Annotated in this window: 25 protein-coding genes and 1 pseudogene; 13 read left to right on the top strand and 13 right to left on the bottom strand. The window is 70.0% G+C overall.

Annotated features, from left to right (window positions below; genetic code table 11):
- Positions 1-23: 23 nt before the first annotated feature.
- Positions 24-827 carry a VOC family protein gene (locus ACIQWG_RS04260; protein ID WP_404089987.1) on the bottom strand — a complete coding sequence of 268 codons (804 nt, stop codon included), beginning with the start codon at positions 825-827 and terminating at the stop codon, positions 24-26.
- Positions 828-977: 150 nt separating this feature from the next.
- Here ACIQWG_RS04260 and ACIQWG_RS04255 point away from each other — a divergent pair, with 150 nt between their 5' ends.
- The 5 genes from ACIQWG_RS04255 (at position 978) to ACIQWG_RS04235 (ending at position 6,730) form a co-directional block, all read left to right on the top strand.
- Positions 978-1,985, top strand: a complete 1,008-nt coding sequence (locus tag ACIQWG_RS04255) for a zinc-binding alcohol dehydrogenase family protein (protein WP_404090796.1) — start codon at positions 978-980, stop codon at positions 1,983-1,985.
- A gap of 311 nt (positions 1,986-2,296) precedes the next feature.
- On the top strand, positions 2,297-3,727 hold the full coding sequence (locus ACIQWG_RS04250; RefSeq protein WP_404089985.1) for a family 2B encapsulin nanocompartment shell protein: 1,431 nt from the start codon (positions 2,297-2,299) through the stop codon (positions 3,725-3,727).
- A gap of 16 nt (positions 3,728-3,743) precedes the next feature.
- Positions 3,744-4,793 carry a family 2 encapsulin nanocompartment cargo protein terpene cyclase gene (locus tag ACIQWG_RS04245; protein WP_404089983.1) on the top strand — a complete coding sequence of 350 codons (1,050 nt, stop codon included), beginning with the start codon at positions 3,744-3,746 and terminating at the stop codon, positions 4,791-4,793.
- Between the two features lie 50 nt (positions 4,794-4,843).
- Positions 4,844-5,722 (top strand): geranyl diphosphate 2-C-methyltransferase, encoded by an 879-nt coding sequence (locus tag ACIQWG_RS04240; protein WP_404089981.1) that lies wholly within the window; start codon positions 4,844-4,846, stop codon positions 5,720-5,722.
- A 117-nt stretch (positions 5,723-5,839) separates the two neighbouring features.
- A complete protein-coding gene (locus ACIQWG_RS04235) occupies positions 5,840-6,730 on the top strand; it encodes an SGNH/GDSL hydrolase family protein (protein ID WP_404089979.1) in 891 nt (296 codons plus the stop codon).
- A 10-nt stretch (positions 6,731-6,740) separates the two neighbouring features.
- On the opposite strand, the gene ACIQWG_RS04230 is transcribed toward ACIQWG_RS04235, so the two are convergent.
- Positions 6,741-7,223: a VOC family protein gene (locus ACIQWG_RS04230; protein ID WP_404089977.1), complete on the bottom strand. Its 483-nt coding sequence runs from the start codon at positions 7,221-7,223 to the stop codon at positions 6,741-6,743.
- Positions 7,224-7,347: 124 nt separating this feature from the next.
- Here ACIQWG_RS04230 and ACIQWG_RS04225 point away from each other — a divergent pair, with 124 nt between their 5' ends.
- The 3 genes from ACIQWG_RS04225 (at position 7,348) to ACIQWG_RS04215 (ending at position 9,890) form a co-directional block, all read left to right on the top strand.
- On the top strand, positions 7,348-8,562 hold the full coding sequence (locus tag ACIQWG_RS04225) for an epoxide hydrolase family protein (protein ID WP_404089975.1): 1,215 nt from the start codon (positions 7,348-7,350) through the stop codon (positions 8,560-8,562).
- An 85-nt stretch (positions 8,563-8,647) separates the two neighbouring features.
- Positions 8,648-9,286: a ClpP family protease gene (locus ACIQWG_RS04220; RefSeq protein WP_404089973.1), complete on the top strand. Its 639-nt coding sequence runs from the start codon at positions 8,648-8,650 to the stop codon at positions 9,284-9,286.
- Position 9,287: 1 nt separating this feature from the next.
- On the top strand, positions 9,288-9,890 hold the full coding sequence (locus tag ACIQWG_RS04215) for a ClpP family protease (RefSeq protein ID WP_404089971.1): 603 nt from the start codon (positions 9,288-9,290) through the stop codon (positions 9,888-9,890).
- Positions 9,891-9,905: 15 nt separating this feature from the next.
- On the opposite strand, the gene ACIQWG_RS04210 is transcribed toward ACIQWG_RS04215, so the two are convergent.
- The 3 genes from ACIQWG_RS04210 to ACIQWG_RS04200 all read right to left on the bottom strand — a co-directional run bounded on the left by ACIQWG_RS04210 (position 9,906) and on the right by ACIQWG_RS04200 (position 12,193).
- On the bottom strand, positions 9,906-10,379 hold the full coding sequence (locus ACIQWG_RS04210; RefSeq protein ID WP_404089969.1) for a helix-turn-helix domain-containing protein: 474 nt from the start codon (positions 10,377-10,379) through the stop codon (positions 9,906-9,908).
- A 131-nt stretch (positions 10,380-10,510) separates the two neighbouring features.
- Complete coding sequence (locus ACIQWG_RS04205) at positions 10,511-10,966, bottom strand: ATP-binding protein (protein ID WP_404089967.1); 456 nt, start codon at positions 10,964-10,966, stop codon at positions 10,511-10,513.
- 99 nt (positions 10,967-11,065) lie between these two features.
- Positions 11,066-12,193: a DUF6777 domain-containing protein gene (locus ACIQWG_RS04200; protein WP_404089965.1), complete on the bottom strand. Its 1,128-nt coding sequence runs from the start codon at positions 12,191-12,193 to the stop codon at positions 11,066-11,068.
- Between the two features lie 156 nt (positions 12,194-12,349).
- Here ACIQWG_RS04200 and ACIQWG_RS04195 point away from each other — a divergent pair, with 156 nt between their 5' ends.
- Positions 12,350-13,639, top strand: a complete 1,290-nt coding sequence (locus tag ACIQWG_RS04195; RefSeq protein ID WP_404089964.1) for a streptophobe family protein — start codon at positions 12,350-12,352, stop codon at positions 13,637-13,639.
- A gap of 36 nt (positions 13,640-13,675) precedes the next feature.
- On the opposite strand, the gene ACIQWG_RS04190 is transcribed toward ACIQWG_RS04195, so the two are convergent.
- From ACIQWG_RS04190 to ACIQWG_RS04175, 4 genes are all read right to left on the bottom strand, one after another.
- Entirely contained in the window at positions 13,676-14,707 is a 1,032-nt protein-coding gene (locus ACIQWG_RS04190; protein WP_404089962.1) for a serine/threonine-protein kinase, read from the bottom strand.
- On the bottom strand, positions 14,697-15,242 hold the full coding sequence (locus tag ACIQWG_RS04185) for a hypothetical protein (protein ID WP_404089960.1): 546 nt from the start codon (positions 15,240-15,242) through the stop codon (positions 14,697-14,699). Before ACIQWG_RS04185 ends, ACIQWG_RS04190 begins: the two co-directional genes overlap by 11 nt.
- Positions 15,243-15,251: 9 nt before the next feature.
- Entirely contained in the window at positions 15,252-17,597 is a 2,346-nt protein-coding gene (locus ACIQWG_RS04180; protein ID WP_404089958.1) for an FHA domain-containing protein, read from the bottom strand.
- Positions 17,598-17,667: 70 nt separating this feature from the next.
- The gene (locus ACIQWG_RS04175) at positions 17,668-18,078 is read right to left on the bottom strand and encodes a hypothetical protein (protein WP_404089956.1); all 411 of its coding nucleotides are present in this window, start codon (positions 18,076-18,078) and stop codon (positions 17,668-17,670) included.
- Positions 18,079-18,426: 348 nt separating this feature from the next.
- Between ACIQWG_RS04175 and ACIQWG_RS04170 the strand changes: the two are divergent.
- Positions 18,427-18,657: pseudogene (locus tag ACIQWG_RS04170) on the top strand (nuclear transport factor 2 family protein); the annotation flags it as partial.
- A gap of 366 nt (positions 18,658-19,023) precedes the next feature.
- Here ACIQWG_RS04170 and ACIQWG_RS04165 read toward each other — a convergent pair.
- From ACIQWG_RS04165 to ACIQWG_RS04155, 3 genes are all read right to left on the bottom strand, one after another.
- Complete coding sequence (locus ACIQWG_RS04165; protein ID WP_404089955.1) at positions 19,024-19,875, bottom strand: alpha/beta fold hydrolase; 852 nt, start codon at positions 19,873-19,875, stop codon at positions 19,024-19,026.
- 113 nt (positions 19,876-19,988) lie between these two features.
- Positions 19,989-20,552, bottom strand: a complete 564-nt coding sequence (locus ACIQWG_RS04160; RefSeq protein WP_404089953.1) for a TetR family transcriptional regulator — start codon at positions 20,550-20,552, stop codon at positions 19,989-19,991.
- 899 nt (positions 20,553-21,451) lie between these two features.
- Positions 21,452-22,135: a VanZ family protein gene (locus ACIQWG_RS04155; RefSeq protein WP_404089951.1), complete on the bottom strand. Its 684-nt coding sequence runs from the start codon at positions 22,133-22,135 to the stop codon at positions 21,452-21,454.
- A gap of 564 nt (positions 22,136-22,699) precedes the next feature.
- Between ACIQWG_RS04155 and ACIQWG_RS04150 the strand changes: the two genes are divergently transcribed.
- Complete coding sequence (locus ACIQWG_RS04150) at positions 22,700-23,896, top strand: sensor histidine kinase (protein WP_404089949.1); 1,197 nt, start codon at positions 22,700-22,702, stop codon at positions 23,894-23,896.
- Entirely contained in the window at positions 23,893-24,546 is a 654-nt protein-coding gene (locus ACIQWG_RS04145; RefSeq protein WP_404089947.1) for a response regulator, read from the top strand. Before ACIQWG_RS04150 ends, ACIQWG_RS04145 begins: the two co-directional genes overlap by 4 nt.
- A gap of 297 nt (positions 24,547-24,843) precedes the next feature.
- On the opposite strand, the gene ACIQWG_RS04140 is transcribed toward ACIQWG_RS04145, so the two are convergent.
- Entirely contained in the window at positions 24,844-25,416 is a 573-nt protein-coding gene (locus ACIQWG_RS04140) for a TetR family transcriptional regulator C-terminal domain-containing protein (protein WP_404089946.1), read from the bottom strand.
- Between the two features lie 228 nt (positions 25,417-25,644).
- Between ACIQWG_RS04140 and ACIQWG_RS04135 the strand changes: the two genes are divergently transcribed.
- Complete coding sequence (locus tag ACIQWG_RS04135; protein ID WP_404089944.1) at positions 25,645-26,364, top strand: hypothetical protein; 720 nt, start codon at positions 25,645-25,647, stop codon at positions 26,362-26,364.
- Positions 26,365-26,431 lie beyond the last annotated feature (67 nt).

The following is a 26,431-nucleotide window of genomic DNA, read 5'->3' as shown; positions in this document are numbered from 1 at the left end:
CGGGTGCCAGGTCGCGGAGTCGGTCAGCTGACGTCGCTGAGCTTGGGCATCTCGCCCTCGGTGGTGGTGGTGTCGATCACCGAGAAGTTGGCGCCCTGTGGGTCGCTCAGCGCGGCGAACCGGCCGAACGGACTGGTCATGGGTCCGAAGCGGAGCACGCCGCCGAGCTTGGTGGCCTTGGCGACCGCGTCGTCGCAGTCCGGGACGTTGAAGTAGACGTTGATCCACGGCGGGATGTCGTACGGGAAGTCCTCGGTCATCAGCATCCGGCCCAGGACCACGTTCCCCTCGCCCAGCGTGTAGAGGCGGAAGTCCATGGTGTCGTCTTCCATCTGCTGCTGTCCGAAGCCGAAGACGGCGGGGAAGAAGGTGTCGGACGTGTTCGGTTCGCGGGTGAAGATCTCCGACCAGGCGAAGGCGCCGGGCTGGTCCATCGTCGTCTCGAAGCCCTGGTGCGTGCCGCTCTGCCACACACCGAAGACCACACCGCCGGGGTCGCGGGCCAGGCACATGCTGCCGAACTCGCCGACCGCCATCGGCTCCATCAGGATCTCGCCACCGTTCTCCCGGATGCTGGCGGCGGTGGCGGCGGCGTCGGAGGAGGCGAAGTACAGGCACCACTGCGACTGGCCCTCCTGGCCCGGCATGGGCGGGACGACCGCGGCGGCGGCCTTGCCGTTCGCATAGGCCTGGGTGTAGTTGCCGTACTCCGTCGACTCCTCGCCGAACGTCCAGCCCAGGACGTCGGCGTAGAAGGTCTTGGCCCCCTCGATGTCGGTGAACATCGCGTCGGCCCAGATGGGGGTTCCCTCAGGTGTTGCGGCCATGGCTGCGGCCCTCTCCCGGATCGCTGGGTTGTCCGGATTCTTACGCTAGTCACCGGGACGACGGGTCGCGCGCCGAATGTCCGGTTACGTTCCAGACTGGGTGGGACGGCGACCGGTCGACGGACGGGGCTCGGCATGGCGGACGGGACGATGCGCGCGTGGTCGGTGGTCGAGCCCGGGCCGGTCGAGTCGGGACCGCTGCGGCTGGTCGAGAAGCCGGTGCCGGTGCCCGGGGACGACGAACTGCTGGTGCGGGTGCGGGCGTGCGGGGTGTGCCGTACGGATCTGCATGTCGCCGAGGGTGATCTGCCGGTCCACCGGGCGGGCGTGACACCGGGGCACGAGGTGGTCGGGGTGGTCGCCGGTGCCGGGCCGGCGGTGGAGGGCTTCGACGTCGGGGAGCGGGTCGGGGTGGCGTGGCTGCGGCGGACCGACGGGGTGTGCGGCTACTGCGAGCGGGGCGCGGAGAACCTCTGCCCGGCCTCGTCGTACACCGGCTGGGACGCCGACGGCGGATACGCCGAGTACACGACCGTCCCGGCCGCGTTCGCCTACCGGCTGCCGGGTGTCCTCGACGACGTGACGCTCGCGCCGCTGCTGTGCGCCGGGATCATCGGCCATCGCGCGCTGCGGCGGGCGGCGCTCCCCGCGGGCGGGCGGCTGGGGCTGTACGGCTTCGGGGGCAGCGCTCATCTGTGCGCCCAGGTGGCGCTGGCCGAGGGCGCCACCGTGCACGTGCTCACCCGCGGGGCGGCCGCGCGGAAGCTGGCGCTCGACCTGGGTGCCGCATCGGCGCGCGACGCGTACGACGCTCCGCCGGAGCCGCTGGACAGCGCGATCCTTTTCGCGCCGGCCGGTGAGCTGGTGCCGGTCGCGCTGCGCGCCCTGGACCGGGGCGGGACGCTGGCGATCGCCGGGATCCATCTGAGCGACATCCCGGCGCTGACGTACGAGCGCGAGCTGTTCTACGAGAAGCAGCTGCGCAGCGTCACCTCCAACACGCGCGCGGACGGGCGTGAGTTCCTGGCGCTCGCCGCCGAGCACCGGGTGCGCGCCACGACGCACACCTATCCGATGTCGCGGGCGGACGAGGCGCTGCGGGATCTCAAGGCGGGGCGGTTCGACGGGGCTGCCGTGCTGGTGAACGACCTGTCCTGAGCCGCCCCCCGGCGCCCGACGGCACGGGCGGAGCACGGCTCGCGCTCCCGTGCGCCCGCCCGTCGGGATGATCGCGACCGGCGTGAGACGGCACGGCCGTGCGCCCTCAGCTTCCAGGGAGGGTTTGCGCCACCCAGGTGGTGAAACCGCCCCCTTCGCGCCGTACCGGGCCCACCACCGGCGCTGTTTGGCTTGTCTCTGCGGCGCGTACGACCCACCCGTGCCACCAGACCGCCGTCATCGCGCCCAGAGGCTGCCGTCGTCAACGACCACTCCGCTCACACCTCTGATCACCCTCCAGGGAGGGATAAGTGTCCGTACCCGAGAGTGCCACCGACTCCGCCCCCGACGACTTTGCCCCCGACGCCCCGCTCACCAGTCTCAGCACCCAGGCGGCACGACAGCTCGCCACCACCACCAAGTCCGAACCCCAGATGCAGGCCATCTCCTCGCGATGGCTGCTGAAGATGCTGCCCTGGGTGGACGTCAAGGGCGGTACCTACCGCGTCAACCGGCGACTGCAACTGCGCGTGGGCCGGGGCCGGGTGCAGTTCGACCAGAACGGCGCCGACGACATCAAGGTCATCCCCCAGACGCTCACCGAACTGCCGGTGCTGCGCGGCTACTCCGACATCGAGGTGCTCAGGGAGGTCGCCGGCCGTTTCCGGGTGCGCGAGGTCCGCGCCGGGCAGGTGCTGGTCGCGGCCGGCCAGCCGATCACGGAGGCCTACCTCGTCGCGCACGGCCGGTTCACCCGGTTCACCGAGGGCAAGTACGGCGAGGAGGAGATCCTCGGCGTCGTCACCGACGGCGACCAGATCGGCGACGAGGCCATCGGTCAGCCCGACCCGCTGTGGCTGAGCTCCATCCGGGCCGAGACCGCCGGTGTGCTGCTGGTGCTCCCGTGGACCGTGGTCCAGGAGATCACCGAGCGGTCGCCCTCGCTCGCGGCGCACCTGGAGGCGTACGCCGAACGGCAGGCGCTGCCCATGAACCGCAAGGGCGAGGCCGACGTCCCCGTGCAGGCGGGCCACATCGGTGAGCCGACCATCACCGGCGGCTACGTCGACTACGAACTCGCCCCGCGCGAGTACGAGTTGTCCCTGACCCAGACCGTGCTGCGGGTGCACACCCGGGTCGCCGACCTCTTCAACAACCCGATGAACCAGACCGAGCAGCAACTGCGGCTGACCATCGAGGAGATCCGCGAACGCCAGGAGTGGGAGCTGGTCAACAACCGGGAGTTCGGGCTGCTGCACAGCGCCGACTACGGGCAGCGGATCAGCACCTTCACCGGGCCGCCGACCCCGGACGACATGGACGAACTGCTGTCCATGCGCCGCAAGACCAAGCTGTTCATCGCCCATCCGAAGGCCATCGCGGCCTTCTTCCGGCAGTGCAACCGGCGCGGCCTGGTGCCCGGCACCGCGAATGTCGACGGGCACGAGATTCCCGCCTGGCGCGGGGTCCCGATCTTCCCGTGCAACAAGATCCCGATCAGCCCGCAGCACACCAGCAGCATCATCGCGCTGCGCACCGGCGAGGGCGACCAGGGGGCGATCGGGCTGTACCAGACCGGCATCCCCGAGGAGCACCAGCCCGGTCTGAACGTGCGGTTCATGGGCATCGACGCCAACTCGATCATCCGCTACCTCGTCACCGCCTACTACTCGATGGCGATCCTGGTCCCCGACGCGGTCGGGGTCCTGGAGAACGCCCAGATCGGCCGGACGGCCGAGTGACCGCTTGGAGCACCCGATGAGTACGACGGCCTCCTCGCCGTCCCTGCCCGGACCACCGAACCTCGCCCGGACCCTCCGGACCCGGCGCGGCGGAGCGATCCCCGGGCTCAAGTACCGGCAGGTCGCCCCGGCCGACCCGGAGAAGGCCGCGGAGGTCGACCGCAGGCTGGAGGAGTGGGCCGGCGGCCTCGACCTGTTCCCACCGGCCTGGTCGGGGGACTTCTCGGGGTTCCAGTTCGGCCGGGCGGTCGTGCTCCAGCATCCGGCGGCGGCCGACCTGGAACGGCTGACCGTGGCCGGGAAGCTGCTGCTCGCCGAGAACATCGTCGACTCCTGCTACTGCGAGGAGGACGAGGGCAGGGGAGCCTCGCGCAGCGGCCTCGGCGGGCGGCTGATCATGGCCCAGTCGGCGCTGGACCCGTACCACGGCCCCGCCGAGTTCCAGGAGCAGTGGGCGCACGGGATACAGGGGGACGGCCCGCTGCGCTCGTACCACTGGGCGCTCAAGGACTACTCCGGTGTCGCCACGCCCAGTCAGACCGACCGTCTCGTGCACGATCTCGCCCGGCTGCACATGGGCTATCTCGCCGAGGCGGCCTGGAGCGAGACGCGGTACGTCCCGCATGTGTGGGAGTACCTGGTGATGCGGCAGTTCAACAACTTCCGTCCGTGTCTGTCGATCGTCGACGCCGTCGACGGCTACGAACTGCCCGAGGCGCTGTACGCCCGCCCCGAGATCCAGCGCATCACGGCACTGGCCTGCAACGCCACCACGATCGTCAACGACCTGTACTCGTTCACCAAGGAACTGGCCTCCGACCCCACCCACCTCAATCTGCCGCAGGTCATCGCCGCCAACGAGCGCTGCGGCCTGAAGGCCGCCTATCTGAAGGCCGTCGAGATCCACAACCGGATCATGGAGGCGTTCGAGGAGGAGTCGGTGCTGCTCTCGGCCGGCTCACCGCTCGTCGAGCGCTACGCCCGCGGCCTGGACGACTGGGTGGCCGGCAACCACGAGTGGCACGCCACCAACAGCCACCGCTACCACCTGCCCAACTACTGGTAGAGCGCGATCGAATGACAGAACGTCACACGCACCAACGCGAGGAGTCACCGTTGACCATCGCCCCCGAAGCCCGCACCAAGGCGAAGTCGGTGCCGACCCAGTCCACGTACCAGACCCGCGTGGCGGACTACTGGAACGCCGAGGAGAACCCGGTCAACCTCGAGCTCGGCAAGCTCGACGACCTGTACCACCACCACTACGGCATCGGGGACGCCGACCGCTCGGTGCTCGACGAGCCCGACCCCGAGCTGCGCCGGGAGCGCGTCACCGCCGAACTTCACCGGCTGGAGCACGCCCAGGCCGAACTCCTCGCCGGCCGTCTGGGCCCCCTGTCCCCCGCCGACCGGGTCTTCGACGCCGGCTGCGGGCGCGGCGGCGGCAGTGTGGTGGCGCATCTGCGGTACGGCTGCCATGCCGACGGGGTCACCATCTCCGAGAAGCAGGCGGAATTCGCCAACGCGCAGGCCCGCAAGCGGGGTATCGACGACCGGGTGCGCTACCACCACCGGAACATGCTGGACACCGGTCTGGCGTCCGGGGCGTACGCGGCCTCCTGGAACAACGAGTCCACCATGTACGTCGAGCTGGACCTGCTGTTCGCCGAGCACGCCCGGCTGCTGCGCCGAGGCGGCCGCTATGTGGTGATCACGGGCTGCTACAACGACACGTACGGGCGTGCCTCTCGCGAGGTGTCCCTGATCAACGCCCACTACATCTGCGACATCCATCCGCGTTCGGAGTACTTCCGCGCGATGGCCCGCAACCGGCTGGTCCCGGTCCAGGTGCAGGATCTGACGGAAGCGGCGCTCCCCTACTGGGAGTTGCGGCGCGAGGCCGACCACCTGGTGACCGGCATCGAGGACACGTTCATCGACGCCTACCGCAACGGCAGCTTCCAGTACCTGATGATCGCGGCGGACCGCGTCTGACGGTGATCGGGCGCGCGTCGGCCACGGGTGTTCCGTGGCCGACGCGTGTCTTCCGCCTCGCGCCCGGCCGTGCTTGCCTGGGGAGCCGTTTTCGGTGTCCGGGGCGGGAGTCGCCGTATGCGCAGAGCGTGGATCGTGGGAGTACTGCTGTCCGCCGTGCTGCTCGGCGGATGCGGGGATCCGGTGTCGGGTCCGCCGGCCGAGCCGCCGACGGAGGTGCCGAGCGCCTCCGTCACCACACGGCAGCAGGCTCCCGCCTCGCGAAGTCCCCGCCCCGCGAAGGCACCCACCGTGCTGTATCTCGGGGACTCGCTCGCGATGGAGGCGCAGCAGGTGCTCGGGCAGGAGCTGCGCCGGGAGCTGCGGGCGACGTACCGGAGCGCGCCGTACTCGGGCACGACCCTGTGCGACTACCTGGAGGGCACGGGCAAACGGTCCCTGGTCCCGGCCGCGGACAAGGCGGCGACCCTGGTGCGCACGGTGCGCCCCGACTTCGTGGTGCTCCAGTTCTGGGGCAACGCGTGGGGTTACACGCCGTGCATGGACGGGATCACCCATGGCGCCTCCCCGAAGCGGTACTTCGAGCGGTACGCGGCGGACATGAGGCGGCTCACCGACCAGATCTCCGCCGCCGGGGACGCCCGGATCGTCTGGGTGCTCCAGGGGCCGGACCCGATCACTCCCGACCGGGTCCGACGGGTCAACGACCTGTACGAGGAGGGGGCCGCCGCCTCCGGTGATCTGGTCGCCGACGCGGGCGCGGCGCTGAGCGCGGCCGGGGCCCGCTACTCCTGGGTCCAGTACCTGCCGTGCACGGCGTACGAGCGCGCGCACGGCGAGTACTGCACCCAGCCGGGACGCGACCGCACCGCTCTGCACCGCGACGACGACTATCTGCACTTCTGTCTGGCGCCCACGACCTCCACGCCCAAGCCGTGTCCGGTCCGCTCCCCCGGCATCCGGCGGATCGCCCTGGAGATCACCCGGGCGATCCGCGGCAACGCGTGAGGCGTGGGGCTCACTCGCCCGCGTACGCCTTCTCCAGGGCGGCGATGTCGAACTTGTGCATCGCCATGAACGCCTTGGTCACACGGGCGGCCTTCTCGGGGTCCGGGTCGGTGACCATCTCGTCGAGCCGGTCCGGGACGACCTGCCAGGACACGCCGTACCTGTCCCTGAGCCAGCCGCACGGGCCGGGCTCGCCGCCGTTCTCGGTGAGCTTGTTCCAGTAGTGGTCGATCTCCTCCTGGTTCTCGCAGAAGATCATGAAGGAGGTCGCCTCGGTGAACTTGAACTGGGGCCCGCCGTTCAGCCCGAGGAACTTCTGGCCGTTGGCCGTGAACTCGACGGTCATCACGCTGCCGGCGGGCTGCATCGCCCCTTCGGGATAGCGCGCGACCTTGCCGACGCTGGAGTTCTTGAAGACCGAGACATAGAAGTGGGCGGCCTCCTCGGCCTGGCCGTCGAACCACAGACACGTGGTGAAACCGTCGCTTGCCATGACTACCTCCGGGAGCGTGGATCCGCTGTCATCCGTGTCGACCGATCCTCGCCCCGGAACTCATCGGTCGCAGGGCCCACTAATCCAGGTGGCCGCTACACCGTTCGGAACTAGCATCGCGGTCATGACCTCCTCGCCCGCCGGCCACGGCCTCCACCCCTTCCACATCGACATCCCCCAGAGCGACCTCGACGACCTGCACGACCGTCTCGACCGGACCCGGTGGCCCGACGAGCTGCCGGGGGTGGGATGGGCGTACGGCGTACCGTCGGACTACCTTCGCGAGCTGGTGAACCACTGGCGGCACACGTACGACTGGCGAGCGGCGGAGGCCCGGCTGAACGAGTGGCCGCAGTTCACAACCGAGATCGACGGCGCGCGCGTGCACTTCGCGCACATCCGCTCCCCCGAGCCCGACGCCACGCCCCTGATCATCACGCACGGCTGGCCGGGGTCCATAGTCGAATTCCTGGACGTCGTCGGTCCCCTGACGGACCCTGCCGCGCACGGTGGCGACCCGGCGGACGCCTTCCACGTGGTACTGCCGAGCATTCCGGGCTTCGGGTTCTCCGGGCCGACCCGGGAGACCGGCTGGGAGGCACGCCGGATCGCGGACGCGTGGGCCGAGCTGATGACGCGCCTCGGCTACGAGCGGTTCGGTGCCCAGGGCGGCGACTGGGGCGCGGGCATCTCACGCGAGCTGGGCCGCGTCCACCCTGACCGGGTGATCGGCATCCACCTCAATCTGCTGCCCGGGGCTCAGGCGGCCACCGAGCCGACTCCGGAGGAGCTGAAGGCGCTGAGCGCCGAGGAGGCCGAACGGGTGCTCGCCTCCTGGCGCCGGTGGGCTCGGTGGCTCCGCGACAGCACGGGCTACTTCCACGTGCAGTCCACCCGCCCGCAGACCCTGTCGTACGCGCTCACGGACTCGCCGGTCGGCCAACTCGCCTGGATCGTGGAGAAGTTCCAGGAGTGGACGGACTCCGAGCACCTGCCCGAGGAGGCCGTCGACCGGGATCGGATGCTCACGAACGTGATGCTGTACTGGTTGACGGGCACGGCCGGTTCGTCCGCCCGGGTCTACTACGAGCGCGCCCACGCCGAGGGAGACCGGGTCGCCGCGCCCCACGAACCCTCCACCGCCCCGACCGCGGTGGCGTCCTTCCCCGGCGACCCGCAGATCCCGCTGCGGCACAAGGCGGAGCGGACGGAGAACATCGTCCGCTGGACGGAGCTCGACCGCGGCGGGCACTTCGCGGCGATGGAGGAGCCGGATCTCCTGGTCGACGATGTGCGGGCGTTCTTCCGCCAGCTGCGGGAGGCCTCTGCCGTCAGCTGATCTGCCACGGGCAGAGAGATGCGCCTTCGGGGTCCCGCGAGGTCAACAGTGGAGTCACCGGCATCCATCACCACGAGGAGACCCGATGACTCCACTCTCGACGCTCCAGCCCCGGGCCGAGGAGGGCGACGCCCCGCCGACCCGGTTCGACGACCATCTCGCCGCCCAACTGCTGGGCCAGCGGATCGTGTTCCTCGGGACCGAGGTCACCGAGGCGTCCGCGAACCGGATCTGCGCCCAGCTGCTCCTGCTGTCGGCAGAGGATCCACGCACCGACATCAGCCTGTACATCAACAGCCCGGGCGGGTCCGTGTACGCGGGTCTCGCGATCTACGACACGATGCGGCTCATCCCGAACGACGTCTCGACGCTCGCCATGGGTTTCGCGGCCAGCATGGGCCAGTTCCTGCTCTGCGGCGGCGCGCCCGGCAAGCGGTACGCCCTGCCGAACGCGCGGATCATGATGCACCAGGGGTCCGCGGGCATCGGTGGCACCGCCGCCGACATCGAGATCCAAGCGGAGAACCTGGAGCACAGCAAGCGGACCATGGAGCGGCTCCTCGCCGAGAACACCGGCCAGACCGCGGAGACCATCTCGCGGGACGGTGACCGTGACCGCTGGTTCACGGCCGAGGAGGCCAGGGAGTACGGCATGGTGGACGAGGTCGTCCAGTCCCTCGCGGACGTGCGCCCGGCCGCCTCGAAGCGACGGATGGGGCTGTGACATGGGGAACTACACGATTCCGTACGTCGTCGAGCGGACCACGCACGGCGAGCGCTCCTCCGATGTGTTCAGCCGGCTGCTGTCGGAGCGGATCATCTTCCTGGGCACCGAGATCGACGACGGCGTCGCCAACGTCGTCATCGCCCAGCTCCTCCATCTGGAGTCCTCGGCGCCGGAGAACGAGATCGCGATCTACATCAACTCCCCCGGCGGCTCGTTCACTTCGCTCATGGCGATCTACGACACCATGACGTACGTGCAGGCGCCGATCTCGACGTTCTGCGTGGGCCAGGCGGCCTCGACGGCCGCCGTGCTGCTGGCCGGGGGCGATCCGGGGCGACGGTTCGTGCTGGAGCACGCGCGGGTGCTGCTCGGTCAGCCCGCCTCGGGCGGCAGCCGGGGCAGCATCTCCGATCTCGCCCTCCAGGCCCAGGAGATGGCCCGGATCCGCTCGCAGGTCGAGGAGGTGCTGGCCCGGCACACCGATCACGACATCGCGACGCTGCGCGCGGACATGGACCGCGACAAGGTGTTCACCGCGCCGGAGGCGGTGGCGTACGGGCTGGCCGACGAGGTGGTGAGCCGGCGCCTCGTGCGGGTCTGAGGCGCCGGCGCGGACTCACGCCGCCAGGCACATCCCGTCGTACGAAGAACCCGCCCGGCCGCGGCTGCCGCCCGGCACCCGGCGGGCGGTGACCCGGACGATCTCGCCCTGCGCCAGCGACAGCAGGTCACCGAGGCCGAGCCCCAGGGCGTGGGCGGCGGCCGCGAGCACCTCCGAGGAGGCCTCCTTGCGGCCGCGCTCCACCTCCGAGAGGTACGGCATGGAGATCCGGGCCGCGTCGGCCACGTCCTTCAGCGTCCGCTCCTGGGCGAGGCGTTCACGGCGCAGGACGTCGCCGACCAGGTCGCGCCAGAGGGGTTCCTTGGGCGCGGCTTGCGGCGTCCGCGGGGCTCCGGGCGGTGTGACGGGTGCGGCGGTCGTGGGGCGTTCGGACGGGGGGCTGGTCCTCCCGGGGCGCGTGGCCGGCGGGCGGGCGGCCGGTGGGCGCAGGGGGATGACGCGGGCTTCGTTCGGCGCTTGTTCGCTCACGTCCCCAGCCTAGGAGCGCGCGGCGCGAGGGGAAGGGGTCGGCGTTCCGCCCTGGGGGAAATCCACTGGAGCGCGGCGCCTCGACCACCGAGCACCGCGCGCGGGCCGCTGTCCTCGGGCAGGCCCGTGGGTCATTCGTCGCCCAGCCACATCACGGCCCGGACCCGCTTGCCGACCGGTACCCGCTCCACGGCCACCTCGGCCGCGAGCGCGTGCACGATCTCTAGGCCGTGCCGGCCGACCCGCTCCGGGTCCTTGGGGTAGCGGCGGGGCAGGGCGGAGCTGCTGTCGTACACGCAGACCGTCACCGCGTCGTCCGTGCCCTCCAGGTCCAGGATGTACGGGCCGTTGCTGTGCCGGTCGGCGTTGGTGACCAGTTCGCTGACCACCAGGAGCACCTTGTCCTCGGCGGGTTCGCCGATCGTGGCGCACCACTCGGTCCTGAGCCGGCCCAGGAACAGCGCGGCGAAGGACCGCGCCTCGGCGATGCATCCCGGTTCACCGCTGTAGTGCGCTGCCCGCCTCAGCGGTTCCACGGGCACGTCGAAACCAGTAGGAATCACTGCCCCGTCCACGTGCTCGATCATGCGTTTCTCTCTCGGAAGCCGGCACTGGCCGGATGCTGCTGCACCAGTCCTGTTACCCAGAGCCGGGACTTGCAGTCCAAGTGCAGGTGGCGCTGTACGTCACAGATCCGGTGACTGCGGCGCGGGCTCGCTGGGCGCCGACTCCGATGTGGTGGCGGGGTCCTCGTCCGGGGGTGGCGGGGCGGTCGTCCCGGACGGCTCGGGTTCGGTGGTCGTGGGTTCCGCGGGCGTGGTCTGGGTGGATTCCTCCGGAGTCGTCGGGGTGCTCGGCGGCGTCGGGGTCGACTCGCGCGCCGAGGGGGACGGCGGCTTCGGCCGGTCGGTCGGCCGGTCCTTGTCGCCGTCGTCGCCGCGCGCGCGGGCGATCCAGCCGTCGCCCTCGTCGTCGAAGATGACGAAGACGTTGATGACCGTCTTCGAGGGCACCACCACCACGACGTCCGAGGCGCGGTACGACGGCCAGGAGTCACCCGTCAGCTTCGGTGTGCCCTTCAGGGCGACCGGCGGGGTCAGCGGGTTGCCGCAGGCGCAGCGCACCCGGGGCACCCCCCGGTCGTCCACGAGGACCGCGGTGCCGGCCTGGAGGACGGCCTGGTAGCTGGTCGCGGCGCCGTCGACGTAGCCGTGGTTGGTGACGCGGGTGTCCAGGCGCAGTTGGACCGGGGTGAGCGAGCGGAGGTAGGAGGGGACGTCGGACGCCCCGACGCGGGCGACCGAGGCGAAGGCCCGGTTCTTCTCCGGGGCCGACCGGAGGTGGTCGACCTGCTTCTCCACGTCGCAGGCCGATACGTCACGACTGCCGCCGTACAGGCCGGGCGCGCCGCCGTCGACCCCGCGTACCGCGTTGGCGGGTGCCGACTCGGTGGCCGCGGACGGTGTGGCGGGCGCGGCGGAGCTGTCCTCGGCGGTGGAGTCGGTGAACGGGTCGGGACCGGTCTTGTCCGCGGCCTGGAGGAAGACCTCTCCGCCCGCGCCGGTGCCGCCGTCGCCGTCGCCGCGTGAGAGAACGACCGCCAGGACCACCGCGGCCACCACGACGGCGGCCAGCACCGCGATCCGGGGTGCCGACCGCCACCAGGGGCGGCGGGGTTCCGGGCCGGGCGGTTGCGCGCCGCCACCGCTGGGCGGGGGCTGCGAGGGCGGGCCGGAGGGCGGTTGGGAGGGGCCCGACAGGGGGCCCGAGGGCGGTCCTGTGGGGCCGCCGGACGACGGAGGTTCGACGCTCACGAAGCCTTCTTCCCGAAGCGGATCTGCCGCTTTTGCTGGTATCTGCGGCTTTTCGCAACGCTCCCATTCTCTGTTCCGATCCGGCACCACCCGCAAGCCGACGCGGACGGACCTCCCGGCAGGCGCGGCACCGGGGGGCTGCCTAGCGTGGGCAGGGTGAGCGCGCAGCCCCCTTCCCCTTCGGCCGTGGCCGCCCATGGCTGGGTGCAGGCGGTCGTGGTGGTGCTGGCCGGGGTGGTCGCCATGGGGGTGGTCTCCGCGCTGGGACTGTGGGCGGCCGGGGCGGCGGACCTCCCGGACGGCGCGTTCCCCCGGGTCGTGGCGGCGACGGTGGTCACGGCCGTCGGCGGCACGGTCGAGCTCTCGGGGAGCGTGGGAGGGCTGGCCGAGTCCGATGCCGGGCTGACCGTGATCCCGCTGTCCGTCACGCTCACGGGAGCCCTGGTGCTGGCCGCCGGCTTCCTGTGGCCGCTGCGGCACCGGGCGGTCGCCGGCGCCGCGGAGCTGGCGGGGTGGGCCGGGAGGATCGCCGTACTGTGGCTGGCCGCCCTGCTGGCGCTGGCCTTCTCCGCCCGGCAGACGTTCCGCCTGTCGCTCGGCGACCTCGGACAGGAAGAGCTGGGCGACCTCGGCGACCTGTTCGGCATCTCCCCCGAGGTCGGCTTCACCACGGACGTCCCCGGGACCGTGCTCTTCGGCCTGCTGTGGCTGGCCGGCGTGTTCGTGCTGGCCCTGCTGGTCTCGCGCGGGGCCCCGCTGCCGGGCCGGCTGCTGCGCTTCCAGGAGTCGGTCCGTCCGGCCGCCTACGCCATGGTGGCGCTGTTGCTGGCGTACGTCGTCCTGGGTGTCGTCATCGGGCTGGTCGTCGCGGCGACGCGCGGGCATACGGCCGAGACGTTCGCGGTGATCCTCCTCGGGCTGCCGAACCTGGTGTGGCCGGCCCTGACGATCGGTCTCGGCGCGACCTGGAACGGCCGGGTGGACGGCCCGTTCGGGCTGCCCATGCCGCATGTGCTCGATGAGGTCCTGCGCGGCAAGGAGGTCACCGAGCTGAATCTGGGCACGCTCGCCGAGCACGACGGGCGGGTGTGGTGGCTGGTCGTCGTGGACGCGGTACTGCTGCTGGCCGCCGCGTTCGTGATGGCGAGGCGATCACCGGCTCGGATCCGGGCCTGGCAGCACGCCGTGCACATGGCGGTCGCCCTGGCGCTCACGGTGCTGATGATCTGCCTGCTCGGCCGGATCTCCGCGCACTACGGCCTGTCGGTCCTGGGCATCGGCGACCTCGGCGGAGACCTGGGCGGCGAACTGTTCTTCGACCCCGAGACGTGGTCGGCCCTGGGACTCGCGCTGTTGTGGGGGCTGGTCACCGGGTTCCTGGGCGGGCTGGCGGCGCGACGGGTCCGGCACCGGGGTGAGGTGCCGGCGGGGTCGGTGGGTCGCTGAGCGGGGGGCCGTTCACGGGAGCGTACGGAACACCCCTCACCGCCGGAACACAGGCTCCGCCCAGCGCGGCGGCGGCTTCGGCGCGTTCCTCGCGGAGCGCCCCGGTGTGCCCGGTTCCTGACGCGCGGACTCTTCCCGCAGTGCCGCGACCTTCAGGTCGACCTCCGTCGGCGCGTGACCCTGCCCCGTGCCGCCCGCCACGGCAGCCCGCAGTTCGGTGACGAAGCCGAGGCAGGAGTCCTGGCGCTGGTCGGGGCTCTTGGCGAGGGCCTTGTCGAAGACGGCGTCGACGGGTGCGGCGAGGTCCGGGCGGGCGTCGGTCAGGGGTGGGGGCTCGTCGTACTGGTGGGCCCACAGCAGGGCCATGTCCTCCTCGCGGCGGAACGGCGGATGGCCGGCCAGGCACTCGTAGAGCACACAGGCGAGCCCGTAGACGTCGCAGCGCGCGTCGACCGGCTTGCCGGAGATCTGCTCGGGAGCCACGTAGTCGAGGGTGCCGACGAACTGGCCGACGGTGGTGAAGCCGGTCAGGGACAGGGACTTCTTCGTCAGGCCGAAGTCGGTGAGGTAGACGTGCTCGGGGTGGTCGCTGTCGGTGCCGCGCGCGACGAGGATGTTGCCGGGCTTGACGTCCCGGTGCACCAGCCCGTGTTCGTGCGCCGCGTCGAGCGCGGAGGCGACCTGCGCCGCGATGCGCAGCACGGTTCCCGGCGCCAACGGGCCCTGCCGGTCGAGGAGATGACGCAGGTCCCGGCCGGCCACGTAGCGCATCGCGATGTACAGGACGCCGTCCGTCTCGCCGGCCTCGAAGACCGGCACGATGTGCGGGTGGTCGATCGCGGCGGCCGCCCGGGACTCGTGGGTGAAGCGGCGCCGGAAGGTGTCGTTGCGGGCGAGTTCGGGGGCGAGGAGCTTCAGGGCGACGGTGCGGTCCAGGCGCAGGTCCCGGGCGCGGTAGACGACGGCCATGCCGCCGCGGCCGATCTCGCGCTCGATCCGGTAGCCCGCGACCTGCCGGCCGACGAGTTCGGAGGGCCGGCCCGAGAACAGGCCGGTGTCACGGGCCATCGGGTGTCACGACCTGGGTCGAGGTGTGGTCGGGCTCGTCCTCGGCGCGCGGCCCCTCGTCCGTCGCATAGGTACTCAGCCGGGTGCCGTCGGCGTACACCCACCGCCCGTGCTCGGCGTCGTACAGCCACACCGACTCCCCGTCGACGACGACCCCGATCCGCAGCCCCTGCGTACGGGCGCGGAACGCCTCGCCGTCCAGGCCGCCGGCCGCGAGGTCCTCGACCGCGGAGCGGTAGCCGGCGAGTGCCCGCTCGGCGCGGGCCAGCAGGGGACGCGGGTCGGCGGTGCGGGCGAGCGGGCCGGAGGCGGTGGTGGGCGGGTCCTCGGGTACGGCGACCAGGAAGCGGCCGTCGACCCAGGCCGACCAGCCGTTGGCGCACAGGATGTGCCCCCAGTCGCCACGCCGTTCGACCAGTTGAACCGGCAGCAGCGGGTCGAGGGGCACGGTGGGCCGGGCGGGGTCGGGAGCCTCCCAGGCGGGCATGCCATGCCCGGGGACGACGTGGGTGGGCCGGAAGCCGGGGGAAGTCATCGTCCGGGCCTACTTCCGCATCACGGCGGGTTCGCCCCGACGCAGCAGCCGCGAGACGAGGAACCCGAAGACCAGGCAGAGCACGACCAGCATGGCCACGTTGAGCAGCCACACCCCGACCGAGTGCTCGAACAGCGGATCCTCGGTCAGGTCGCCCGGCACGATCCGGACCAGCCCGACGGTGCCGGCCATCGCGCCGAGCGCCCACCGCGAGGGAACCAGCCAGGCCACCTGTTCGAGGCCGGGGACGCCGTGCAGTTTGAGCAGGGCTCCGCAGAAGACGACCTGGACGATGGCGAGCAGCACCAGCAGCGGCATGGTCACCTCCTCCTTGCGCACCAGCGCGGAGACGACCAGGCCGAGCATCATCGCGGTGAAGGCCAGCAGAGCCACGGCGACGGCGATTTCGACGAGCGGCGGCAGCAGCACGCCGTCGCCGCCGGGAGCGTCGAGATCGACGCCGAGCAGGGCGACCAGGGTGAGCACGACGGCCTGGGCCACGGTGATCGTGCCGAGGACGATCACCTTGGACAGCAGATACGCCGATCTGGACAGGCCGACGGCCCGCTCCCGTTGGTAGATGACGCGCTCCTTGACGATCTCGCGCACGGCGTTCGCCGAGCCCGTCAGGACGCCGCCGACACACAGGATCAGCAGCGCGTTCATCGCCGAGTCCCGGGTCAGCTCGCCGCCCGCGAGGGCGCGGGCCATCGCGCCCATGACGAAGGGCAGGGCGATCATGATGATCAGGAAGGTGCGGTCGGCGCTCAGCGCGGCGGCGTACCGGCGCACCAGTGTGCGCAGCTGGGCACCCCGGCCGCGGGGGCGGGGCGGGCGGCCGACCGCGACCGGGCCGGAGCCGGACCGGCGCGGCTGCGCGGTCGCGTCGGCGATGTACTGCTGGTGGTAGAGCGAGGCGCGGTAGTCGCCGGCCCAGTCGCGTTCCTGGTCGCGCTCGAAGGCCTCGAAGGCCTCCGGCCAGTGCGCGAAGCCGAAGAAGGGCAGGGCCTCGTCGGGCGGCCCGTAGTAGGCGATACGACCGCCGGGCGCCAGCACGAGGAGACGGTCGCAGACGTCGAGGCTGAGCACGCTGTGGGTGACGACGATGACGGTGCGGCCGTCGTCGGCCAGGCCGCGCAGCATGTGCATCACCGAGCGGTCCATGCCGGGGTCGAGCCCGGAGGTCGGCTCGTCGAGGAACAGCAGCGAGGGTTTGGTCAGGAGTTCCAGGGCGACGCTGACGCGTTTGCGCTGCCCGCCGGACAGGCTGTGCACGTGCTGCCCGGCCCGCTGCTGAAGGCCCAGCTCCTGGATGACCTCGTCGACCCGGGCCCGACGTTCGGCCTTGGCGGTGTCCTGGGGGAAGCGCAGTTCGGCGGCATACGACAGGGCGCTGCGGACGGTGAGTTGGGCGTGCAGGATGTCGTCCTGCGGGACCAGGCCGATGCGCTGGCGCAGTTCGGCGTAGTCGCGGTAGAGGTCACGGCCGTCGTAGAGCACGGTGCCGTGGTCGGCGGGGCGCTGTCCGGTGAGGGCGTTCAGCAGGGTGGACTTGCCGGCGCCGCTCGGGCCGACGACGGCGAGCAGGCATTTCTCCCCCACGGGGAAGGACACGTGGTCCAGGAGGGTCTTGCGGCCGTGGTCGACGGTGACGGCGAGGTCCTGCACCTCCAGGGAGATCTCGCCGGTGTCGACGTACTCCTGGAGCTGGTCCCCGACCAGGCAGAACGCGGAGTGGCCGATGCCGACGATGTCGCCGGGGCCGATCGGGGCTGCGGTGACCGGGCGGCCGTTGAGGTAGGTGCCGTTGTGGCTGCCGAGGTCGGCGATCTCGTATGTGCCGTCGGCCAGGGCGCGCAGCTCGGCGTGGTGGCGGGAGACGACGAGGTCGTCGATGACCAGGTCGTTGCCGGCGGCACGGCCGATGCGCACGGTGCGGGTGGGCAGTGGCCGGACGTTGGTGGGCTGCCGGAAGGTGCCGGTGTGTCCCGGCATGGAGACGGCCGAGGGGCGTTCGGGCTCCCGGGTCGGGGCCGGGCGGTCGAGCAGGACCGCGCGCGGGCCGTCGGTGGGGTTGCCGAAGCGGATGACGGTGCCGGGGCCGACGTCCCACTGCTGGACGGGGTGGCCGTCGGTGTAGGTGCCGTTCGTGCTGTCGGCGTCGGCGATGATCCAGCGGCCGGCCTCGGGGCGGAGGACCGCGTGGTGCCAGGAGACGCGGGAGTCGTCGATGACGATGTCGCTGAGCGGATCGCGGCCGACGGAGTAGTCGCGGCCCGGGGTCATCACGGTCGAGCCCGACTCGGTCTCCAGGACGAGTACGGGCGCAGTCGGTGCGACCGAACGCTCCGCCATGCCAGGATTCTATCGATCTGCCCCTGTATGCGCCTGCCTGCGCGAGGGCGCCGGCCGTCCGGACGGGAGGTCAGGCGACGGGTACGACCAGCCCCGGGACGGTCCGCTGCATGCGCAGTGCGTCCACCGACTCGGCGAGCAGTTCGTATTCGGTGGTGTCGTCGCTCACAGCGATGCGCACCAGCCGTCCGGCCGCCAACTCGTCGGCGACCAGTTCCTGCTGGCCGACGTCGCCGCACCAGGTGCGCAGCACTGCGGGGACGTCGGGCACGGTGTCGGCGACCGGGACGAGCGAGCTCGGGGGAAAGTGCTCGGCCTCCGGTCGCGGGTCTAATCGCTCGGCGATCCAGGACGCCCGGTCGCGCAACCACCACAGGGCGAGGGCCAGGGTGGGTGCCCGGTAGGTCCCGAGGGGGACTCCGATGCGCCGCCCGCCGCAGACGCCGTACGCGGTGACATGGCAAAGGAACTCGTCGTGCACGTAGCCTCCCCCGTGGTGCCGTGTTCGCCTGTCGGCGGACCTCGCTTTCGGTGCGGCTCGTGAGCGGTGCGTAAGGGCGTCGTCGCCCCATGTGAAGCGCCCTCGTAGTGAGTATGTTCACTACTGAAACACTGTCACCATGACTTTCCGGCCAGTCTCCTGGCATATTCACAGCATCTGATGGCCGAAATGGGCCGGGTACACGTCAAGCAACGTGGTGAGCGACTCATGACCTCGGGCGTAATCGAGATTTCCGGCGCGGGCGGGCATCGTTGCGGGTGCCGGGTCGCCGCGAGGGGGCTCCGGATCCGCAGCAGTGGTGACGACCTTGATGGAGGCCGATCGCCCGTGTCCGCGAACACCGATCGATACGAGAGCGCCGTCGCCCGCTACTTCGAGGCCTGGAACGCCGGCGAGCCGGAGGAGCTGTCGAAGGCGGTCGCGGCCGCCCGGGCCGGGGGCGGCACCTACACCGACCCGCTCTCGGACGTCGCAGGTCATGCGCAGATCGAGGCGGTGATCGCGGCCGCCCATGAGCAGTTCCCCGGATTTGTCTTCCGGCTGACGGGCGCAAGTGATTACGCCGTAATCACGCCGCGGTCGGGTACCTCGGCTCTGCGGGACACCACCAACCCTCTCGACTGACCAGCACCTCACCCACCGCCATCCCGCGCCCCGGGGGCACCCCGAGGCGCGGTGCACCAGCCGACCCATGCCGGTCGAGGGGACCTCTGGTGGCACGCCGAGGACGGGCAGCGGAACCTCAGCGAGGACTGGTTCGAGAAGCACGAAGTGAGCGCGTACCACTGGACGCAGGACGGCGTCCCGCTTGCCCTCCCGGAGGCCGACCTCCGACGCGACAGCTGGGCTTTCAACCCGCCCATCGCCATCTCTGCTCGATCGCCTACCCGTGCAGTGGCCCGGAAATGCTCACCAGTCGCCCGGCTACTGACGACCGAGGAAGGTGTTGACGTCGGCGGCGAACTCCTTGTGGTGCTGGAAAAGGAATCCGTGAGCAGCATCGGAGTAGATCTTGATCTGGGCGTCGGGCAGCAGGCCGGCCAGCAGATGAGAGTACTTCGGCGGGATCATCGGGTCGCTGTCCCCGTTGGCGACGAGCACCGGCTGCGTGATCCCCTGGAGCCGCTGAAGCCTGGCATGGTCGGGGATGCCCCAGTGAGTCACCGCGTCGTACTGGGCGAGGCGGGTCTGCCACGTGGTGGGCTCGTCATGCCCATCGGTTCGCCCGCCGAAGATGCGGCCGGCTGCGGCCTGACCAGCCTCCTGTCCTGCGGGGGTGCTCGTGAAGAAGACCCTCATGTAGCCCTCCGGCGACGGCTCCTGCCCGCCGACCGCTGCGATGACGTCCGGGTGCCAGCCGTGGATTCCCGTAGCACCCTGCGGCGCTGCGGAGGCCAGGATGATTCGGTTGACCAGGTCAGGGCGGTGAAGTGCGATCTCCTGGGCAACGAAGCTGCCGAGGGAGAAGCCGAGCAGGTCGACCTTGTCCAGGCCCATCGCGTCGACGAACTCGATGGCGTCGGCGGCCATCGCGGCGACCGTGTTCGGGGTACGCCCGCTGCTGGCACCCACGCCGGTGTTGTCGAATGTGATCACTCGGCGCTCCTGCGCCAGCGCGTCGATGAGCGCGGGGTCCCAGTTGTCCAGGTTGCCGCGGAAGTGCTGCAGCAGAAGCAGGGGCAGCGCGGCGGTGCTTGAGCCGACGCTGCGATAGGCGTAGTCCACGCCGTTGTCCGCACTGACAGTCTGCGTCTGGATTGTCGAGTAGGTGGCCATGGGATCTCCACGTGTGAGTTTCGGTGCTTTGCGGCAGCCGGACCGCGCCGCTTTTAGATTACATCTAGCATCTAAAGGGCGTCCAGGTGCCACGCCAGGTGGCGACGCCCTGATCAATCGCGCACAGACAGGGCCTGGCGCGCGGCGTGAAGGAATGCGTCGGACAGCGACGAGCCGTGAGTGGCCCGAGCAAGGAGAAGGGCACCGACCATGGTGGCCAAGCAGACCAGACCATCCTCTTCACCTTCTACGGCGAGCCACTCGGCGAAGTCACGCACGCCATCGGCGTAAACCCGATGCACCGCGGCATCTCCCCCGTCGCGGGCAATGTCCACAGCAAGCCCCGCAGTGGGGCAGCCATCGGCGGCAGCGTCGCGGTGCTCGTCCGACAGATACCAGTCGATCAGGGCCTGGCGGGCGGCGCCGCGCCGCCCCGCATGCGCATCGTCCTGTTGCGCCCGGATCCCCTCCTGCTCGGTGAATGCCCGGGCGGCGGCCTCTGCGACCAGCGCCTCCTTGGAGGCGAACTGCTTGTAGAACCCACCATGAGTCAACCCGACAGCCTTCATCACATCGGCGACGCTGACGTCCGTCCCCTGCTCCCTGAACAGCCGGGAAGCTGCAGCCACCACGCGCTCGCGGTTCTCCTGTGCCTGCGCCTTGGATACGCGCCCCATTGAGAGCTCCCACCCGCTTTAGATGACAAGTGTCACCTATTCTAGGCCGTCAGGGCCGCTGGGCGGATCCCCCAGTCACCTGAGGCGTCGTCGGTCAGCCGGCCGCGCAGGTCGGCGACGCTTCTCGTGCGTCCAGCAGAGCAGGAGGTGACACCGTGACGTAGCGGTGGACCTGCTGTTCGGAGGCTTCTCGTCGCATGCCGGCGGAAGTCCGGCCGGATAGCTGTCGGCAGGCCGGCAGCGTCGGTGGGAAACGTCTGGCGTCGAAGCCAGCATCAGAGGCCCTTCAACTGGGAGCGGCGATACAGGGCCGAAGCATCACGGATGCCTGCGGCGTCGTTGTTCAGCCACCCATTCGGCTAGAGCGAGGGCATGAGCCCCTCGAAAAGAGCATGAACGTGCAGCCGTAGGGACTCACCGACGTATGGGGCACGGAACGCATCGGGGGTGACGACGGAAACCGGGCAGGCCCGCCCCGGCCCGGTGGCGTGCAGATACTCGCCATTGGAGGCAGAGCGTCCCATCCCTGTACCCCACTCGTGCGTTCCGGTGCTCTCGTCCTCCAATTCGGCTGCCTCCTCGTGTGATTGCCTCGCGCACGTGTAGTGCAATGCCAGCCGTCCGTCCGCAGCGCCGGCGACACTGCGGCCAGCGGACACCGGCCCCGAGTGCGTCGAGGTGCGGTAGCAGCTGCCAGTGACTGCATGCCCGAAGGGCAGTGGGCAGCCGGAGGACCACTGCCCTCCAGGCAGGGGATCGGCGCCATCCGTTACCTGATCGTGGGCCCATCACCTGGCTGGCCATACCCGCGGACTCTCCCGCGGGGATTCGCGCCTACACCTTCTGGCGGCACACGCGGGACAAGGACACGCACGGACGCGCGGTCCATGCTTGTGAGCTCACCTCGGCTGGACCTGGCTGTGGGTCACCGCACCGAGGCTTTGTACTCCGGTCGCCAGAACGGAACCGGGCAGCGCCAGGCGTTGCAGGAGGTCTTTCAGGAAGGAGACCTTGGACGCCTGCCGGACGATCCAATACCCCAGCATGCAGCCGAGGGCATTGACGATCACGTCGTTGACATCGGCTCCGCGGTAGTTGTTGAAGAGAACACATCCGAGTACCTGCGCCACCTCGATGGCGAGACTGAACGCGGCTCCGAGGGCGAGGGCTCGCCGCGCGGAAGTGACCTTTCCTGACAGGATTGGGAGCGCCATCCCCAGCGGAACGGTCAGGATCACGTTGGGTATGGCACTCGAGTCCAGGGTGACCAACGGCAGCCAGTTGACCTGGTTGTACCAGACCATGTGATCCGCGTACTTGCCATACATGATCTGGAAGGGGAAGAACGTGAAGCCAAGTACACCTGCGATGTAGATCGCCGTCAGCATCCGGACAGGCACGTACTTCCAGTCCCACCGCGGCCCCGCCTTGCCGCGCGCCGCCCGCAGGGCGAGGAAGGCAAGAAACAAGGCAATCAGGGGCGCGAACACTGGTATCGCCTCAAATCGCAAGTTGACATCGCCCATGTTTGATTCCTCCAGAGTTGTGTGTGACTGCGCCAGCGCCGCCAGGTGGCCGAGCACGCAATCTCCAACGCTTGCGACGCGGGTTTCGCCGGTCGCGTGCTCCCGCCGGGGATGGATGACGAACCGATGACCGGCGCAGATGACCCTTCCGCAACGACGTCGGGAAGCGGATCCGGCGAAAGGAAGATCCTGCGGTGGCCGCTACGACTTTCGGCCGACTGACAGACAGGCTCTCCGTCACGCGAAGGAATGGCCGGTGCCGCGGGTAGCGGGTAACGGGTAACAGCAAGACGGCAAAGGTGGTGCAGCAAAGCGCCGCTCGGGTTCGGAGGCGGGCCCCGATGGGCCGCTCAAACGTGCTGGCGGAGTGGACGTCTGCCAGAGCCGGTCAGAGCCGGCCTTCCGTACCAGCCGGGGCGCCTGCGCGCGACGCACCGCGAGCAGCATCGTGAACTCGGTGAAAATGACCGATGCCGATCATGACATGCTGCCGGTATGACGGAGAGCGGAAGCACCCGTTGGGCGACAAGTCTGCTGGACCGCCCCGCGCACCAAATCCCGCGAAAGACCCATCCAGGGCGGCCGGACAAAGGCCGAGCAGTTTCTGTCGCCGTCCGTCACATGTGGGCACGGACGCGGCCCCTGCTGCCCTGGGCGGCATGGCTGCTCTGGCTGACGGCACTCCTTGCGGAGCTGCGGTACGACTACGGGGCCAATCTGATCGGCTCCCACGGGATGGCCTTCGCCAAGCTGCTCGTCGCTCTGTTCGCCGTGGCCGCAGTCTTCGTCTCCCCCTGGCTCGGTGCCCGGGTGCTGCCAGTGGTCGGAGCACTGGCGGCGGCGGCGTCACTGGTTGTCTCGGCCGTCCTGCGCGGCGGAAGCGAAGACGGGAGCGCCTCCAGCACTGCCCACGGATTCGCCGAGCCGTTCGCGCTGTTGTGGCTGTTGATGCTCATCCCCCTGCGTGGACGGCGGTGGTGGATGTCGTGGGCTGCCCCTCCCCTCATGTGGGCGGCCATCGTGCTCCGGCCGATCGCGGTCCGTGTCGGAGACATGAGCCTCATCATCGCTCTGTTCTTCGCTGTCGGAGCGACGACGGTTCTCGGTGCCGGCGTCGTTTGGCGTCTGATCCGGGTGGATCGGCGGCGCCGGGCGGAGTCACTGCGCATTGAGCAGCGCACGGAGTTCGCGCGCGACCTGCACGACTTCGTCGCCCACCATGTGACCGGCATCGTCGTCCAGGCACAGGGCGCGCTGGCGATCGCCGGGCGACGGCCGGAACTCGTGCGGCCCTCGCTGGAACGGATCGAGCAGGCTGGAGCGGAGGCTCTGACCTCCATGCGGCACATGGTGGGGATGCTGCGCGACACCGGCGGCGGAGAAAAGGAACCGGCTCTCGCACCACTTGCGGGCATCCCCGAGATCCGTGTGCTCGTCGCGGGTTTCTCGGCAGTCGGCGGCGCGCGAGCTCGGCTCGAGCTGGAGGGCAGCTTCGACGATCTGCCCGTGGAGATCACCACCACCGCACACCGCGTGGTCATGGAAGCGCTGACCAACGTGCGTAAACACGCGCACGGTTGCACCAAGGTGCAGGTGTGCGTGGCCCGGTCCGCGGGCGCGGTCACAGTAGGGATCAGCGACGACGGACGGCCGCGCGGGAGCAGCCACGGCTCCGCCGGCGGCTTCGGGCTGAAAGGCCTCGCCGAACGAGTGCGTCTGATCGGCGGCAGTATCCAGGCGGGCCCGGAGGTAGGCGGTGGTTGGGCTGTCGAAGCCACTCTCCCGGCCACCCCAGTTCCGATCGGAGCGCCCCGATGACCATCCGCGTACTGATAGCCGACGACCAAGCCATGGTTCGTGCCGGGTTCGCGATGATCCTCGCCGCCGAGGACGACATCGAGGTCGTCGCCGAGGCCGCGGACGGCCTGCAGGCAGTGGAACTTGCGGAGCGGCACCGCCCCGACATCGTGCTGATGGACATCCGGATGCCCCGCCTCGACGGCCTCGAAGCGCTGCGCCGCCTGGCCCGCCCCGGTGTCGTCAACCCGCCCAAAGTCGTCATCGCTACCACATTCGATGACGACGAGTACGTCTACCGCGCCCTGCGCGACGGCGCCAGCGGATTCCTCATCAAAGACTCCGGTCCCGCCCTGCTGGTCGAGGCCGTCCGGGCGGCGGCTTCGGGTGAGGCGCTGGTCAGCCCCTCCATCACGGTACGGCTGCTGCGCACCCTCAATAGTGCGGCGACCACCCGCCGAACCGCGCACTCCGCACTGTCGACCCGCGAACTGGACTTGGTTCGTTTGGTGGCCCAGGGACTGACCAACGCGGAAGTCGCCACCGAACTGTCGATCACCGTGGGCACGGTCAAGACCCACCTGGGCAACGTGCAGACCAAGCTGTCCGCCCGGAACCGCGTGGAGATCGCCGCCTGGGCATGGGAAACCGGACTCATGAACCGGCACTGACCGCGACTTGTCATGCAACAGCGCTACAGTCCGGCGGCGAGTGCGTGCGCACATCACTGGCGCCGTCACCTACGAGCCTGACCTGCTGGTTCCCTGTCGTGGCCGCAGTTCCGCCGGTCCCCTCACCGCTGGCCTCGGCCCAGGAGGAGAACGCCGAGGCAGAGCACGGCAGCGGCCTGCTCATCGTGGAAGTGGTGGCCAGCACGTGCCAACGGCCGCAGCACGACAGGCTTGGTGGACCTGCGTGTCCCGGGCATGTGAACGGCCTGCCTGCATCCAGCGCTGATGGCCGGTCGTTCAGCGCAGGACGACGCCGAAGACGACGGTGAAGAAGGACTCGAACGCCTTCGACGACTTGTCGGAGCGCGCCGAGACAAGCGCTCCCTCCCAGGCGCCGAGGATGAACCGCGCGATGGTGTCGGCCTCCATGGCCTTGGTGACCTCGCCCGCCTGCTGGGCTTCGGCGATCGCCCCGCTCAGGGCGTTGCACCACTGCTGCAAGCTGTCCTGTACGGCCTTCCGAACAACCTCGCTGTGGTCGGCGATCTCGGTGGCCAGATCACCGATGAGACAGCCCCGGCTGAACCCGTAGGCGAGACTCTCGTCGCGCAGGGCTTCAAAATGCTGACGCAACCGGACGAGGGGCGGCACGCTCGTGTCGCCGAGGGCCGTCAGCCCACGGGTGGCCCCGTACCGCTCCACGGCGACGACAGCCAGGGCTTCCTTGCTCTCGAAATGGTTGTAGAAGGAGCCCTTGGGCGCGCCTGCCGCGCCGGTGATGTCCTTCACCCCGGCCGCGGTGAAACCGAAGATGTGGAACTGCTCGACCGCCGCATTGACGATGTTCTCACGCAGGCTGGCTCTGGCCATCTTAACTCCCAAGGTAATACGACCAACCGTCTCATCATAGCCTGCGACCCTCTAGATCACAGGAGACCTTGCACCGTGTTCCCGCGCAGGGACCACGGCGAGCGCGCGAGTCGGTTCGGCGGCGCCAGTTCACCACTTGCGCATTTCAAGACGACCGGTCATTATCGAGCATCGGATACCCGAGGCCGCCACCGAGAGGCGACGGCGTACACCAGAGAGGACCACGTCATGAGTGATCTCACGGCCCATGTCATCAGGGCGCACGGCGGTCTGGACCGCTATGCCCAGTACGAGTCGGCCACCGTCGACTTCCGCTCCGGAGGGGTGCTCTGGGCCCTGAAAGGCAAGGAGGGAATACTCGACCGTGCTGCCGTCCGAGTCGACCTTCATCGGCAGCACGCAAGTCACTACCCCTTCACCGCACCAGGGCTTCGCTCCTCCTTCACGGCCGACCGGGTGGCCGTGGAGAGTGACGACGGCGAGGTGCAGGCTGAGCGACTGGCTCCCCGGGACGCGTTCGCCGGGCACACGCTCGAGACCCCTTGGGACGACCTGCACGTCGCCTACTTCGCCGGTTACGCGATGTGGACGTACCTGACGTCCCCGTTCACCTTCGGTTCTCCCGGCTTCCGGACCGAGGAACTGCCGCCCGTCGTTGAGGGTGACGAGCAGTGGAATCGGCTCAAGGTCACCTTCCCCGACGAAATCGCCACGCACAGCCGGGAGCAAGTCTTCTACTTCGACCAGGAAGGACTGCTCCGCAGGCACGACTACACCGCAGAGGTCATCAATGCTGGACCGGCCGCGCACTACGCCTTCGACCACAGGGAGTTCGGCGGGATCACACTTCCCACCAGGCGACGCGTCTACCCACTGGGAGAGGACGGGGTGGTGCAGCGCGACATCGAACTCATCACCATCGACATCGAAGACGTCAAGTTCGCCTGATGTCGACATCTGGTCGAGCGGCGTCCATGCTGCCATGCCCCAACGAACGTCAGGCCGGGCTTGGGCA

This window comes from Streptomyces sp. NPDC098781, assembly GCF_044759995.1.
GTDB lineage: Bacteria > Actinomycetota > Actinomycetes > Streptomycetales > Streptomycetaceae > Streptomyces.
The sequence above is the reverse complement of the archived record's forward strand: the minus strand, read 5'-3'. Positions and strand labels throughout refer to the sequence as shown.